The organism is Rheinheimera sp. WS51, from assembly GCF_050936095.1.
Lineage (GTDB): Bacteria > Pseudomonadota > Gammaproteobacteria > Enterobacterales > Alteromonadaceae > Alishewanella.
Window position 1 is genome coordinate 1 of record NZ_JBOTRC010000023.1, and the last position, 15718, is coordinate 15718.

The following is a 15718-nucleotide window of genomic DNA, read 5'->3' on the forward strand; positions in this document are numbered from 1 at the left end:
TCAGTCTCATTGGTATTATCCGGATGCTTAGGGCTTGAAACATGACAAGTTTGATAACCTAACAGGCGTTGATGATGCAAAATAGCTCTAGAGCGAAAGGTATAGCCGCTATGCAAAGGCAGGGTGTGATCAAATACATGAAGAATTTTCATTTATTATTGCCCCCGCTCAAGAAAAGCTGAAAACATCATTAGGGTCCATAAAGCTGCGCTGTTGTCTTTAACACCTTTGCTATGATCTTCAAGTAAACGTTTTAACTGGTTGGCATCAAAAAAGCCGCTGTTTAACATTTGATCTGAAAGCAATTTATCGTGCACCCGTTGTTTTAACGGACCACGAAACCACTCTTCTAAAGGCACGGCAAAGCCCATTTTATTGCGATATAATACGTCTTGCGGTAAAAGTGGCTCTAACGATTTTTTTAAGCTGGACTTGCCAATTCCTTGCGCTAAATTAGCTGCAGATTCAGCCCTAAATGACCATTCAACAAATTTATGATCTAAAAAAGGCACACGAACTTCTAAGGAATGAGCCATAGAGGCGCGGTCAACTTTTGTTAAAATATCACCGACTAAATAGGTTTTCATATCAAGATATTGCACCTGCTTTAGTGGATCTAGGTGCTGTACTTTTTCACGGTAACGCTTAAACACCTCTACGGAGTTATAACCATTTAAACGCTGTTGAAAAGCTTTAGAGAACAACTTTTTACGTTCATCGCTGCGTAATATAGAGATAGAGTTATGATAAGCAGCTACATCATCTAACGCTAACGATTGAAAAGTGGTTTTAGCCCTGAATATACGTGGTGCCCAATCTAATTTTGGGTATAAGGCACCAAGCGGTGTAAAAATGGCTTTGCGAATAGCAAGTGGCAATATATTGCGCATCTTGTGTTCATTTAAATGTAGCTTATAGCGCCGATAACCAGCAAAAAGCTCATCAGCACCATCACCACTTAGAGCTACAGTAACTTGCTTACGTGCCATTTCACAAACGCGGTAAGTGGGAATTGCTGAACTGTCAGCATAGGGCTCGTCATATAAATCAGCAAGTTTATCTAATAATGCAAAATCATTTTGGCTAACCACATTAACTTGATGATTGGTTTTATAGCGATCGGCTACTTGCTTAGCAAACTCTGTTTCATTAAAGGCCTTACTATCAAAACCAATAGAGCAGGTATTGACCGGCTCTTTTTGTAAGCCAGACATTAAAGCAACAACCGCACTAGAGTCGACTCCACCAGATAAAAATGCACCCAACGGAACTTCTGATACTAAACGAATATCCACAGCCTCACGTAAATTTGCAATCAGTTGTTGCTGTAAGTCGGCTGTAGATAACGGCTGTTGCCATTGTGTGGGGATATCCCAATATTGTTTAGGTGCAGGTAAGCTATTTTGGCCATGTTTTAATAATATGCAATGGCCTGGCGCGAGTTTATAGCTATGCTGATAAATGGTATAAGGCTCTGGAATATAACCAAAACTAAAGTAGTCTTCTACGCTGCTATCACGCATTGAATAGTCAAAATCGGGGTGATTACGGATAACTTTTAATTCAGAGCCAAAAATAAACTGGCCATCGGGCAACAGAGAATAAAATAGCGGTTTAATACCAAGCCTATCGCGGGCTAAAAATAAACACTGTTTTTTACTATCCCAAATGGCAAAAGCAAACATGCCGCGTAGATGATCAACGCAACTTTCACCCCATTCTAGCCACGCATTAAGAATCGTTTCAGTGTCGCCTTGAGTGGTGAATTGATAGCCTTTTTCAATTAAGGATTGGCGAAGCTGTTTAAAGTTATAGATTTCACCATTAAAGACAATCCAGGCTTGTTTATTAGCGCTCATCATTGGCTGTGGGCTGCCCGCTATATCAATAATAGATAAACGCCGGTGCGCTAAACCGATAGTATCAGCATAAAAATAGTCGCCCGCATCTGGGCCACGATGTAATTGGCTATCATTCATTTTTGCTAAAACTGATTGAGCCGGTGGATCTGTTTTAACCAGTTGGTAAATCCCTGCAATACCGCACATGTATTATCCTTGCTTCCCTGAGAATTGGTATAATGCCTGATACTGTTTAACCATAGCGGTTAAACTAAAATGCTTTTGACAGTGGTTTTGGCACATTAAACCATCTGTTCTAATACGTGTTTCCGTAGTTAAATACCCTAACATAGCCTCGCTAAGTTGCTGAATATTATTTACTTCAACGAGGTTTGTTGGATGTAATTTTTTGGGTAATAAATCAGCATTACCACCAACATCTGTCGCGATAACAGGCGTTGCACTGGCCATGGCTTCAAGCATGGTATTTGAGATACCTTCAGCTAATGAGGGTAAGACAAAAACATCTAGCCGCTGCATTATCGCAGCAATATCTGCTCTATTACCTAAGAAAATAATATTTTCGCTAAGCTGTAACGCTTGGCTTAATTGCTCAAGCGCGAAACGGTTAGGACCATCGCCAACAATAATTAGTCCGGCTTTGAGTTTAAGGCTAGGATGCTTTTGCATTACGCTGGCAAAAGCCTGTAGTAAATAAGCCTGATTTTTAATTGTTGCTAAACGACCAACAGTACCAAACAAAACGGGGTGTTCACGGCTTTGAATATTGGTTGGTAAAGTCAGGCTAGCCGCTGTTGCATTAATAAATTTAGCAAGGTCGACACCATTACATATTCGTTGGATCTTATTTTCGGGGATCGCTATTTTCTGCCGTAAGTAACGCTCTGACTCAGAAGATAAGCAAACAAAGCGATGAATAAAAGGTGTTAATAAACGACGCAAAAATTGATATTTTTTATTAATGCCACCAATGTCAGAGGTGTCCCAACCATGCTCACCATGAATACGAAAGGGCACTTTACGCCACCAACCAATAAGCTGAAGCTCTAAAGTATTTAAGTTTCGGCTATGTAAGATATCGACCTGTAATTTTTTTAATAGTGCATTTAATACTAAAAATATTCGCCAGTCATGGCCTTCGCGTTTATGTAAGTTGTAAAACTGAACATTAGACGAGGTAATTCTTTTTGCAAAATCAGCATCATAACCGGTTAGGGTAATGATGCTATGCTTGAAACCTAGTCCTGGTAGGTTATTAATTAAATTGACCATGCCATTTTCTAAGCCACCCGTACTAAAGTGCCAAACTAGATGGGCAATATGTATTTCTGTATTTGTGTTACTTGTAGTTGGCTTGCCGCTATCAGGCTTAGCAACTGATAAATAGCTCATAACTCCTCCTTGTTGCTTTGGATTTTAAGCATCATAGAGGGGAACTTGTCTGCTACGTTAGTTAACAGAGTTAATGCATCGTGCGGTGGCAACCCCTTAATAGATATCGCATTTATAGTTAAGGTTGCATCAGAATCAAAATAGTAATCTAAAGTTTGCTGAATTTTGGTAGGTAATTGCTTGGTAAAGCGTTGGTTACCAACTTGGTACCAAAATAATATGCTGCGATAATCACCGGCCAAAGAAGTAAGCTGCAATAGCGTATAATTAGCTTGGCTATGTTGCTCTACTATTAGCCAATTTTTTTTATCATACAGTTGATTTTGCCAACTAAATAACTCGCCTTGTGTTTGCTTTAAAGCATAAACAGCTCTGGCATACTCGATATGTTGAGCGTCTTGTTTGTGGCTAAAGGCTAAACTATCAACAAATAGCACTCCCCAATCTGAGTTGGCATCTGTTAATTGTGCGCTTTGGCTAAGCGCAGGAGCCGGTGTTTCTGGTGGTGTTACTATTTTTAAATTTAGGCTTATAACTGCTGCTGTTACAATAAGCAGCATAGTGCTGATTTGTGGTATTTGGATTGGCTTTGCCGTTAATTTTAATGCGCTGTGTTTAAACTGAATATCGTCATCTGCAAAACGGCCACCTAACCAGAACCCGGCCATTAACACTAAACCGAAAAATAACCATCCATATAAATAGTGATCAGCACCAAAACCTAGCTGCATATCCGATTTTTCACCAATATACACCAGCATAAAAGCGCGAAAACCATTAGCAATAATAGAGATCACTGTCATAAAAATAATAAAGCTAATTTGTTTTATTACGCTTTTATAGTTTAAGTAAGCAAAGAGGGTGGATATAGCTAAAGAAGCGATCAAAAAACGAAGACCAGAGCAGGCTTCAGCTACCTCAAACATGCCAACAGGGGTAGATAAATACAGGCCTTGTCGAAAAACTGGAATGCTTGAAATTTGTAGCATCAAAACAGTGATATCGGCAGTAATGTTTTGTAGTTGTAACGACAGCTCTTCGCCAAAAGGAATTAAAAAAACAAGGTAACCCAAAGCAAAGCGATGCGTTTTTGCCGCTTTAGTTCCAAAAATAAGCCAAAACAATGCGGGTAAGCTGAAAACTGCAGCTATATGCATAAGTAAGGCGATATCTGCAGCAAAAGCCAATAACCAAACCAGTATCATTAGCAGAATAAATAGCACCGGCAACCAGATAAAATAAGGTGAATACATGGTGTTAGAGTGGGGAGTATTGCGCTTTTTTAGCATAAACCAAATTGAAATAGGTAAAATCAAATAACAATGGTTATAGGTTGCTGAAGCACGCCATACACGCTCCATATCAAGCCAAGTGCTACCATAAATTACTAAATAGCTAATGCAGAATATTAATATCACTAGGGCTTTTATGTAGCGGTTATGGCTCATTTATTGACTCCGTGAGCAAATAACTCATCCAGTTTTTTTAAGGTGTTAGGCCAAGTAAAATGATTTAAAATCCATTGCCTAGAAGATTGTATGGATGGCTGTTCTAGTTCAGCTAAACAGGCATTAAAAAAATCTTCAGCAGTATCAGCAACTTTGGCACCTGCATCAGTAGGAGCATTTATGCCCTCCATGGCCATAGTGCTACAAATAACGGCTTTATTCATCGACATGGCTTCAAGTACTTTATTTTGAATGCCACGGGCAATTAACATTGGAGCAACTGCAAATAGTGCGTGCTGTATATAAGGGCGAACATCGACTACGCGCCCTGTGACGATAATGCTTTGATTTTTCGCTACGTTTTTAATTTCTGCACTGGGGTTGCCGCCGACAATAATAAATTGCAACTTTGGGTATTGTGCCTTCAATTTGGGCCAAACTTGTTTAGTAAACCATAGTACGGCGTCTATATTGGCCCAGTAATCCATGGCACCAGTAAAAACAATAAACTGCTCAGGTAAGGTGGCTTCTACAGCGGTTAATTGTGAGTCAGGTTTAAAAAAGTCGGTATCAACACCATTTAACAGGCTTTGAATCTTATGCTCTGCAGCCTTTGGCATTAATTGGCGAAATGCTTTTGCCTCATCCTCAGAAACGAATAAGCTTTTTGTAAAAGCGTGGCAAATATCTTGTTCATATCGCTGTAAAAGCGTGGCTTCTCGTTGGTAAAACCAGCGCTTTATACCGGTATTTTTTCTGGCATATTGGCGCCATTTATCTGAGTCGATATCAACAAAATCAATAATTCGATTTAAAGCACTATATTTAGGTTGTTCAACATATTGCGCCATAGAAGATGAGTACACAAGCACGTTATCTATATCGTGTTGTTGCTGTACCTTGTTAACCCAAGCCTGCATGCTAGCACTATAGTAATAAGGCAATGTAATTGGCTTATTCGTTATAAATCCAGTTAAACCAACAAGCTTAGCTAGCCATTTGTTTTGTTTAATCACATGGCAGCTTTGGCACCACCTATTTAACTTTTCGATGTATTGTAGATCAAAAGGATCATCAACAAAGCAACCTAAATGGATATTATAATTTTTGCTTAAGTGTTTAAGTAAATTAAACGAACGAATTTTATCGCCTTTATTTGGCGGATAAGGAATGCGATGTACTAAGAATAATAAGTCTGGTTTCGTCATCTTTATCCCAAATATTTTGAAAGTTTAGGGCCAAGCCATTGGCTAAAACCAAGCGGCAGCTTTTTCCATAACTTAATAAATAACTGATACTTTGGGTTGTTTGGACTTAAGTTAGGTAACTCATCTGCGGTGACTAAATAGTATTGATAAGGCAGCTCTGTAGCTTGCATGCCCCAATGTTTTTTATAGCTGTAAGCACCTGAATCAAGCTTGCTGCGGCCAAAATCAAATTGCTGGCAGTGTTTATTTAGTCTGGCATGACACATAAGCTGATAATACATAAAGTCGTTACTTTTAAGTTGCCGTGCTTGTTCAACACCGCCGCCATAATAGGGCAGCACTTGGCCTTTAAAGTAAAAGCTCAGTACAGAAGAAATAGCTTGGTTGTCTTTACGTACTGTTAGTATTTCGGCTTCATTAGCAAAAGTAGTTAAAATTTTGGCAAAAAAAGCTTTACTAAATACTGGTGTACCTAAATTGCGGACACTTTGCGAATAGGTCTGATAAAAATCATCCAAACTTGAGTCTAAAGTATAGTGTAAAGACTCATTAAGTGAGTGGCGAATAACGGCTCTTTGTTTCTTTTTGACAGCAGCTAAAATTTGCTCTGGATTGTCTGCTAAAGAGGTGGAAAAGTTAGCATGTTGAACTCGGGTTTGTAGGTTGTTGTCTTGAGGATGCTGGTTTCTAAGCTCTAGGTGCTGAACTTGTAGCTTAGTGGCGAGTTGTTGAGCTGACGACTCTAGAAAGCGTTTAACATCCTCACTGCCAATAGCACCACCATAAACACAAAATGGCGTTGAAACTAAGGCATCACCAAATAAACGGCTTTTAACTCTAGCTAACGGCAATACACCCACAATAGTGTTGGCTTGGGTTGCGTATAAATAAAAACACTTATGACCAACACTAGCGATAATATCTTGCCAGCCTGATAGGTGAAAAAATGTCGATTCATCGCTAGCATAGACAAAATCGTCCCAGTCTTGGCGACGCTTATCCGTAAGCGTTAATGTATTCAGTTGATACATTACAATCCCTTAATTAAATACTGTTACAACTTATAAACTTCTTTTACGCTGCGCCATTGAAAATCTTTTAGCAAACGTAATAACTTAGCTTCCATCCTGCCTAAGTTCGTGTAATGACGAAACTTAGACTTAGCTGAGGCCTGATGAAAACGAGGTTGGTTAGGATCAATTTCCCAAGGATGAAAATAAAACATATAGGGGACATCGCTTTGGGCTAAAAAGCCATTAATGCCTTTTTTACTTAACCAATAAGGTAGTAACCTAAAATAGCCACCACCTGCCACAGGCAATTGTTTACCTAACTTATTTAATACTGGCATAGGGTATTCCCATATTCCTTCGGGTCTTAGGTAAGGCTTTTGTGGCCAATCAGGGGTGCCATATAAATCATGCACAACAGGGTAGGTGCTAGAACTATACTGATACCCAGCTTGTTGCAAGGCGGAAAAAGCCCATTGATTATTTTTACCTATAGAAAAGCTAGGAGCGCGGTATCCAATAACCTCGGCTGCTGTTATTTCTTCTAATAACTGCTTAGCCGCAGTGATATCTTGTAAAAACTGTTCAGGTGTTTGCGATGTCGCCTTAGCATGAGAATAACCATGGCTTGCCACTTCATGCCCAGCAGCATGGATCCGTTTGACTAATTCAGGATAACGCTCTGCAACCCAGCCTAAAATAAAAAAGGTGGCAGAAGCATTATGATCAGAAAAATGCTGCAATAAAATATCGGTATTGCGCTCAACCCGTTGTGGCAATGTTTCCCAGTCGGCAGCAGAAATAGTTGTATCAAAAGCAGCGACATGAAAATAATCTTCAACATCAACAGTTAAGGCATTAAACGTGTTTAGTGTAAGTGACATTTTACTTAGCGGCCTTTACCAAAAAGCACTATTTCGACAGTGCGAACTAAAATAATTAAGTCGAGTAACAAACTGCGATGCTTAATATAATATAGGTCAAACTTAAGCTTTTCTTGAGCGTCTTCGGCTGTTGCACCATATGGATACTTTAGTTGTGCCCAACCTGTAAGACCAGGTTTAACATTATGTCTTTGATTATAGTAAGGGATATCCTTGGCTAACTCATCAACAAACTCAGGACGCTCAGGCCTTGGTCCTACAAAGCCCATCTCGCCATATAAAACGTTGAGTAATTGTGGTAATTCATCAATACGATACTTACGTATAAAACGGCCAACTCTCGTAACTCTATCGTCGTCAGCGCTAGCCCAGCGAGCACCATTTTTTTCTGCGTCTGGTTTCATGCTGCGAAACTTTAAGATATAAAAAGGCTTACCATCATAACCAACTCGAAGTTGCTTATAGAACACAGAGGCACCGGTTTTACGCCCATCTTCCAAGTAAATAAGCAGCATAGTGATTAATATGATAGGCCAAGTGACTAATAAAAGAAGCAGGGCTAATATAAGGTTAAGCTTGTAGTCCAGATTAGTTTTAAAGCGGTGGTTTAAATCTAAGCCATTACCATATATCACCCAACTTGGATAAATAAGATTAACGGCGATTTGGCCAGTTTCCTGCTCAATAAAATCAAGAATTTCAATAACATCTATGCCGCGAGTTTTGCATTTAAATAAATGTTCAACAGGAAGCATGTTTCTGCGCTCATCACAAGCTATCACTAGCTGATGGATGTCATTTTCTACAACAAATTGGTATAAGTCTGTTGCATAGTTAAATGGCATTAGTTTTTTAGAATCAATAACAGACTCTTTATCGCCTTCAATAGGAGTAAAGCCGACTATATCAATAGATCGTTTATCGACATTGCGGCGCATGCGACGCTCTATGATCAAAGCGCGCTCACCGGCACCTAATACTAATACTCTACGACGTCGAATGCGGGTGATATCACTGTAGTGAAATAATGCTCTAAAGCTACTTAATAAGATTGCTGAAAATAAAGAGGCGATAAATAAGTAGCTAAATCCAAGATTTAAAAAGCTAAACAGTTGAAATACAATAAGTTCTAAAAGAATGGCATTGAAAACTAAAGTGATAATTACACGTTTTATAATACCTTTATGGCTTTCACGCAGTTTTTGATCGTAAAGACCAACTGATAAAGCACAGAGCATAACTGAAGCGGCAAAAAGTATTGCATTAATTAACTGATAATTTATATCTATTGGCGTAGACGGCGCGTAATAGAGATTAGAAAGATAACTTGCTAGCAGACTAGCTAGAATTAAAAGGGTTAACTCCGCTATTAAAAAAAGCTTGTCCGCAATCGTATTTTGTCCATAACGATTTGCTTTGGCCATTATAACATCCTTGTGCGTTTTTACGCTTACCTAGTTTTGGACAGCTTAAAATTAAGCTTGTCTCAAATGTCAGCTCATTTATTATACTACCAGAAAAGTATAGATTAAAAATTAAATTTTACTTTTTTACATCACAAACTAAACATTTTCGGTTATATTAAATAAGCATCAAGAAAAGGAAGACGATTATGCTTATGACATCTGCACAAGGAAAATGCGGTCTAACACTACTTATGTGTTTGTTTTTATTCGGCTGCACTAGCTATTACTTACCCAAAGCAACCGTTCATAGCTCACTAACTACATCTGTTGATGATTACCATTATTTAGTGGGTCCCAACGATACCTTAACGATTTTTGTCTGGCGCAACCCCGAGCTATCAGGCAATTTTATTGTTAGACCTGATGGTAAAATATCGACATCTTTAGTTGAAGATGTTCCCGTTAGTGGCAAAACACCCACCCAAATTGCCCGCGATATGGAAGCGATATTAGGTAAATATATTCGTGATCCCGTTGTTACGATATCCGTTACTAATTTTTATGGTCCTTATAGCGAGCAAGTTCGGGTAATTGGTGCGGCGCTTAATCCCCAAGCTGTTACTTACAGAGAGTACATGACAGTGCTTGACTTAATGATTGCTGTAGGCGGGTTAACGGAGTTTGCTAATGGTAATGGTGCTAAGTTAGTGCGGGCAAAAAATGGAATGCAAGTAACATACGATTTAAGACTTGACGATTTAATACGTGATGGCGAAATTAGCGCTAATGTAGATATGCTCCCTGGTGATATTGTTATCATTCCTGAAGCATGGTTTTAATTTGTAGTTACCATGAAATCGAATCTATGGAGTGATCGATGAAAGAGTTACAACAAGCAATTGAGTTGCTTTATACCTATTTGCAAGGGATTTGGATTAGGCGCCGCTATATCATTATAACTGCATGGTTATTTTGTCCAATAGGTTGGGTCTATGTTTATAATATGCCACCTACATTTGAAGCTAGCGCCAAACTTTATGTTGAAACCAGTACGGTCTTAGAGCCTCTACTAAGAGGATTAACGTTAAGAAAAAATCAGAGTGATGAAATCAAGTTAATAGCAAGAACCTTGCTGAGCCGACCTAACTTAGAAAAAATAGCCAGAGCCACAGATCTTGATATCCAAGCCAAAGATGATAAGGCTTTTGAATCATTAATTGATGGCTTACAAAACCAAATACAAATTAGTAGTGCAGGTCGAGAGAATCTTTATAATATTGCTTATAGTAATCCTAAGCCTCAGCTAGCCTTAAAAGTTGTTCAGGAAACATTAAATACCTTTGTAGAAAGTCAATTAGGCTCTAGTCGTGCCGATTCTCAAGCCGCCGAGCGCTTTTTAGACTCAGAAATAGCTGAGTATGAGCGTCGACTAGTCGCCGCTGAAATACGTTTATCAGACTTCAAGAAAAATAAAATGGCTATGCTGCCTAGTACAGAAAGTGATTACTACAGTCAGATTAACTCAGAGAAACAAAAGCTAGAGGAAGCAAGGCTGGTTTTACGAGAGTTAGAAACGCGCCTAGCCTCAGCGCAAAGCCAGCTTACGGGTGAAGAGCCGGTGTTTGGTGTTATGCCATATTCTGGAGGAGGTAATGCGCCTACAACTCAGTTTGATGAAAGGATCAGAACCCTGAGATCGCAACTTGATACTTTGTTGATCCGTTTTACTGAGCAACATCCGGATGTTTTAGAGGTACAAAGACGTATTCAGATGCTTGAGTCGCAACGCGATGAAGAGCTAACACAAATGGCCCAAATGTCTGCTGATAACCCAGGCCAAAGTGCCAGTTTAAATCAAAACTCGTTTTACCAAGAGTTGCGTATCAGTGTCTCTAGGCTATCTTCAGAAGTCGCTTCAGCTAAGGTGCGGGTTCAAGCCTATGCATCAAAAGTAAATGATCTAGAAAGTAAGCTGAATTTAATTCCTGAAATTGAAGCTGAGTTTACTGGTTTAAACCGGGACTATGATATTACTAAGTCTAAATATGAAGCCTTGTTAGCTCGACGAGAATCGGCAGAGCTATCACGTAGAGCTGATGCCAGTGAGCAAGACGTACAATTTAACGTTATAGAGCCGCCTAGAGTTCCATTAACCGCGTCTGGGCCTAACAGGGGTTTATTTTATACTCTAGTTTTAGTTGTGGGTATTGGCTTAGGGGTGTTTATGGCATTTTTGCGAAGTTTAATTTCGCCTGTATTATCGCGAGCTTCTCAATTAAGAAGTATTAGTGATTATCCAGTATTTGGTGTTGTATCTCATACAGATAAACGAAAAATTCTTAAACAAATTCGTTTACACTTCTTCTACTTTGCATTGTTAAGTGGCGGTTTACTTTTATGTTATATCGCCTTGTTAAGTAATGAAGTCTTGTTTGGGCGCTCTGCTGAGTTGTTATTGAGGGGCATCAGATGAGTACGATAGAAAAGGCAGTTAATAAACAAAAGCAACAAGCGAAGCCTGTAGCTGAAGACAAAGATACAATAGTAGATAGAGTTCAAGCTGTTGAAGCTAGCTCTGATATAGAGAGTTCTCAAGCAGATAGTGCTCAGGTGACTTCACTTGAGGTAAAGCATGCCAGCCTTAACCAGCCTGAGACAATAGAATCGAGCTCTGCAAGTACTTCTCGTACTACTGTCAGCATTGACCTTGCTGAATTAGAAAGGAAAAACTTCGTTTCTTTATCAAGTGAACGTAGATTAATTAATGAAGAGTATCGAGTTATAAAGCGTAAGTTGATTAATAATGCTTTTGGTGGTTTAAGTTCAACATTAAAACATCCTAATCTTATTTTAGTCTCTAGCTCACGACCAGGAGAGGGCAAGACTTTCTCGGCAATTAACCTAGCGCTAAGTATTGCTCTGGAACAAGATAAAACTGTGCTGCTTGTTGATAGTGATGTTTTAAGACCAAACGTTTCTAAAACATTAAATTTAAAGCATGAGATTGGTTTGACTGACTATTTGCAATCTGATCAGATAAAAGTGTCTGATATTATTTTAAATACCAATATTGAAAGGTTGAAAATAGTCACCGCAGGCTCGCCACATCATTTATCAACCGAGTTGCTGGCTAGTGAAAGAATGTCGATGTTAGTTGATGAATTTGCTTCGCGCTATTCTGATCGGATTGTTATTTTTGATGCGCCACCCCTCTTAGGTGTTAATGAAACCTCTGTGATGGCATCTATGTGCGGTCAAGCAGTGATTGTAGTTGAAGAGAATCATTCAAAACTATCGGAAATTGAGCAAGCGGTGAGCTTATTGCCAAAAGACATTGCAGTCGGATTCTTAATTAATAAAGCTCACCGTAACCAAGGAAAAGGTTATGGCTATGGTTACTATTATGGGGCTGACTAATCAGTCAGTTACGAAATCACAGCACCTTATTAGGTTGCTGAGCAGTATATTGCTTTTAAGTGGGTCATTTGCTTATGCTGATATCGAAGTTAAGCCGAAAATAACAGCGAGTAGTTATGCTTACTGGTACCAGGCTAAACAAGAATCATCTGGGACCGATCGGGGGTTAGCTTTTATGCTAACGCCATCAATAACGATTAACCGCGATAGCTCGAACATGAAAACCTCCCTATTTTGGCAAGAGGAAATGTTATGGTATCACGATGCACAGCGCTCACAACAAAGCGGCCAAACTTATAACATAAACAACGTTGTTAATGCTTTTAATCAGCGAGTGAGTTGGGGACTTAGAGCAGCTAGAGGCTATCAAGTTCGAGACTCTAAACAAGGCGTCTTTGCAGATATTGTAACTAACTCGGAAAATTTAGCGACAACAAAAAACTATGGTACTAACGTTAACTTTACGACTTTACGTGGTGCTGCCACTAAGGCTAACTTATCCTTGTCTTATGATATCTATAACGTGGAAGGAACCACCTTAGGGATAGATGATAGTTATTCTAATGATAATTATCGAGGCGCAGTCAATTTAGGCAGTGCTAGCCGTTCAGGGCTTTTTTTCTGGCATCTTGATGGTAACTATAATCTGACTGAGCGCGAGAGTTATGATAATTTTGAGTCTGCTCGTGCCAATGCGTTAATTGGTGTGCCACTATTTGGTCCAGTATCTGCTATAGCAAGAGGGGTTTATGAACGAAATGATGGTTCTAATGATTTTTTAAATGAATTTCGAGCTTATGGTGCTGGGGTAGAAGTAAAGCTTGGAAAAGTATCTTGGGTTAATGTGACGTGGAATAGATCTAGTTTATCGAACGAAGCGGTTGATACAGCCACATTAGAAATAGAAGATGATGAATACCTAGCTATGGAGTTGTTTTTAGCCCCTAGCCGTCGTACATCGCTTTCTATGAGCGTAGACAAGCGTTATTTTGGCCGCAGCATGACCTTACAAGGCCAATATAATTTGCGCTTTATCAGCATTAGGCTATCAGCTAGCGATACTGTTAGAACACAATCTCAACTTGATGCCGAGTTTGAAGATTTAGGTATTTTTGTCTGCCCAAATGGGAGTACAGATTTAAGTGATTGCTTTAGACCACCTACACAACATTATATTCCGGGTGCGGGAGAATCATATCAGCAAGTGAGTCAGTACAACCCTGAGCTCAATGAGTTTATTACTTTAAGTCGCAATGTTTCGCTTAATATAGGTTATTCAAAAAATAAATTATCACTCAATGCAAATGCGAGCACTGGCGAAGATGAATATGTTGAAACGCAACGTTTAAATCGTCGGCATACCTTAAGTATTCAGGGCACATGGAGACTTTATTCTGACTTAAGTGCTAATGCAGAAGCTAGTTTTTACCGTTTAGATTATACCAACGATGATCGTATAGACGATAATCTGTTGGCTTCATTAGGCTTAACTTATGCGTTATCGAAAAAAGTAGAATTAAAGCTAGATGGCCGCCATATTAGGCGTGACTCAAGTTTAGCTAATGCTGATATAAGTGAAACTAGGCTTGGCATTAGTATGAGTTATGAGTTTTAACCTGGAATAAGCGAGGGCTTAGCTAGATTCGCTTAGCCCTGTGTATCTTTTTTATCCGCTAGTTGATTTTGTTTTCTTTTAATGAGTTTATCTAACTCTTTAGCAATATCTAATTTTTGTTGTATAGCTTGATCTAAAGCTGTGCTGAGCTCGCTTGAACTGTGAGTCCTTTGGGGGGGAATTACTGCTGGAGAGGTTGGTGCTAAGCTGGGTTGTTGGTTAGCAACCTCTTGGTTGATCTCATTTAATACAATTTGAACTTGTTCTGGCTCAATAGTCGGGCACTCTTCTAAATAGCCATAAAGTAAGATCCTATCCATAACAGCATTAATTTTACGTGGAATGCCGCGGCTATGTTGTTGAATAAGGGGGTAACAATCATCACTAATGATAGTTTCTGTGCTACCGGCATTTTTTAACCGGTATAAAATATAGGCAACAGTGTCTTCATGACAAAAGGCAGATAAATTTGATGATGCGATAATACGTTGCCTAAACTGTTCCATATTTGGATTTTGAATAATCGCATTCATCTCATTTTGGCCTAATAAAAAGCTTTGTATTAAGGGTCTGCCATCAATTTGAAAATTTGACAGCATACGAAGCTCTTCAATAGAAGCTAATGGTAAGTTTTGCGCCTCATCAACTAATAATAACGCTCGGCGTTGTTGGGAATGTAAACGCTTTAAATAAGCGTAAATAGCGTCTAAATAGCTAGCTTTAGAGTGATCAGTTATAACAAGATTAAAACTCGAGGCGATCATACGGATTAGATCATCAGGTTCAAGTTTTGATGTGACAATTTGCTTGGCGACAATTTCATCTTGATTTAACTGACTAAGTAATTGGTTTGCAATAGTCGTTTTACCTGTACCAACGTCACCGGTAATTACAATAAAGCCTTCGCCTTGACTTAATCCATATTGCAAGTAGGCTAAAGCCCGTTTATGTAACTTACTTGCATAAAACCAATTGTTATTGGGGGTAAGCTGAAAAGGGCGTTCCTTTAACCCATAGTACTTTTCGTACATCTATATCGTCCTGTTAGCAGTCAGTCGTCATAATGACTAGTGTTATGTATGATAAATTTTCTTTCAAGCAGAGTATAGCACTATGAGTGAGAGATATTTTATAGGTATGGCTTTTTGTTTTTAATGCAAAAGCTGTAATAACCTTGGCCGTTTACTATGCAACTTTAGCCGATAAAATAGTTAAAATTGTTGATATTTCAAGCTTTGCGATTAAAAAACATTCGAACGAAAGTATCTGTATAAAAAACTGTTGACACATTCTGAACATCACCCTAGAATGCGCCCCGTGTTCTGCAGTAACAACGTTTGAAAAAATGTTGAGCTAAAGAAGGCAAAAGTGCGGGGCTATAGCTCAGCTGGGAGAGCGCTTGCATGGCATGCAAGAGGTCAGCGGTTCGATCCCGCTTAGCTCCACCAAGATTTATATAATGCGTCCCCTTCGTCT

The 15718-nt window shown here is 39.1% G+C and carries 12 protein-coding genes, 1 tRNA gene and 1 pseudogene; 5 read left to right on the forward strand and 9 right to left on the reverse strand.

What is annotated here, in order from left to right; translation table 11 throughout:
- The 8 genes and pseudogenes from ACRCA4_RS14480 to ACRCA4_RS14515 all read right to left on the reverse strand — a co-directional run.
- Window positions 1-152 (reverse strand): annotated as a pseudogene (locus ACRCA4_RS14480) (glycosyltransferase WbuB); the annotation flags it as partial.
- A 3-nt stretch (window positions 153-155) separates the two neighbouring features.
- Window positions 156-2048, reverse strand: coding sequence for an XrtA/PEP-CTERM system amidotransferase (locus ACRCA4_RS14485; protein ID WP_433190152.1), 1893 nt, complete (start codon window positions 2046-2048; stop codon window positions 156-158).
- Window positions 2049-2051: 3 nt separating this feature from the next.
- A complete protein-coding gene (locus ACRCA4_RS14490; protein ID WP_433190155.1) occupies window positions 2052-3254 on the reverse strand; it encodes a TIGR03088 family PEP-CTERM/XrtA system glycosyltransferase in 1203 nt (400 codons plus the stop codon).
- Window positions 3251-4702 carry an exosortase A gene (gene xrtA / locus ACRCA4_RS14495; protein ID WP_433190158.1) on the reverse strand — a complete coding sequence of 484 codons (1452 nt, stop codon included), beginning with the start codon at window positions 4700-4702 and terminating at the stop codon, window positions 3251-3253. The genes ACRCA4_RS14490 and xrtA overlap by 4 nt, the downstream gene beginning before the upstream one ends.
- Window positions 4699-5910 (reverse strand): TIGR03087 family PEP-CTERM/XrtA system glycosyltransferase, encoded by a 1212-nt coding sequence (locus tag ACRCA4_RS14500; protein ID WP_433190161.1) that lies wholly within the window; start codon window positions 5908-5910, stop codon window positions 4699-4701. The genes xrtA and ACRCA4_RS14500 overlap by 4 nt, the downstream gene beginning before the upstream one ends.
- Window positions 5911-5912: 2 nt before the next feature.
- Window positions 5913-6941, reverse strand: a complete 1029-nt coding sequence (locus tag ACRCA4_RS14505; RefSeq protein ID WP_433190163.1) for a FemAB family XrtA/PEP-CTERM system-associated protein — start codon at window positions 6939-6941, stop codon at window positions 5913-5915.
- Between the two features lie 23 nt (window positions 6942-6964).
- Window positions 6965-7804, reverse strand: coding sequence for an XrtA system polysaccharide deacetylase (locus ACRCA4_RS14510; protein WP_433190166.1), 840 nt, complete (start codon window positions 7802-7804; stop codon window positions 6965-6967).
- 5 nt (window positions 7805-7809) lie between these two features.
- Entirely contained in the window at window positions 7810-9228 is a 1419-nt protein-coding gene (locus ACRCA4_RS14515) for a TIGR03013 family XrtA/PEP-CTERM system glycosyltransferase (protein WP_433190169.1), read from the reverse strand.
- 185 nt (window positions 9229-9413) lie between these two features.
- Here ACRCA4_RS14515 and ACRCA4_RS14520 point away from each other — a divergent pair, with 185 nt between their 5' ends.
- The 4 genes from ACRCA4_RS14520 to ACRCA4_RS14535 are packed head-to-tail and all read left to right on the forward strand — an operon-like array spanning window position 9414 to window position 14242.
- Window positions 9414-10049 (forward strand): XrtA/PEP-CTERM system exopolysaccharide export protein, encoded by a 636-nt coding sequence (locus ACRCA4_RS14520; protein WP_433190183.1) that lies wholly within the window; start codon window positions 9414-9416, stop codon window positions 10047-10049.
- A gap of 38 nt (window positions 10050-10087) precedes the next feature.
- Entirely contained in the window at window positions 10088-11683 is a 1596-nt protein-coding gene (locus ACRCA4_RS14525; RefSeq protein WP_433190172.1) for an XrtA system polysaccharide chain length determinant, read from the forward strand.
- Window positions 11680-12627: an XrtA-associated tyrosine autokinase gene (locus tag ACRCA4_RS14530; protein ID WP_433190174.1), complete on the forward strand. Its 948-nt coding sequence runs from the start codon at window positions 11680-11682 to the stop codon at window positions 12625-12627. Before ACRCA4_RS14525 ends, ACRCA4_RS14530 begins: the two co-directional genes overlap by 4 nt.
- Entirely contained in the window at window positions 12596-14242 is a 1647-nt protein-coding gene (locus ACRCA4_RS14535) for an outer membrane beta-barrel protein (RefSeq protein ID WP_433190177.1), read from the forward strand. Before ACRCA4_RS14530 ends, ACRCA4_RS14535 begins: the two co-directional genes overlap by 32 nt.
- 32 nt (window positions 14243-14274) lie before the next feature.
- Here ACRCA4_RS14535 and ACRCA4_RS14540 read toward each other — a convergent pair whose 3' ends face one another.
- On the reverse strand, window positions 14275-15273 hold the full coding sequence (locus ACRCA4_RS14540) for an ExeA family protein (protein WP_433190180.1): 999 nt from the start codon (window positions 15271-15273) through the stop codon (window positions 14275-14277).
- A gap of 341 nt (window positions 15274-15614) precedes the next feature.
- Between ACRCA4_RS14540 and ACRCA4_RS14545 the strand changes: the two genes are divergently transcribed.
- Window positions 15615-15690, forward strand: a tRNA-Ala gene (locus ACRCA4_RS14545).
- The last annotated feature ends 28 nt before the right edge of the window (window positions 15691-15718 follow it).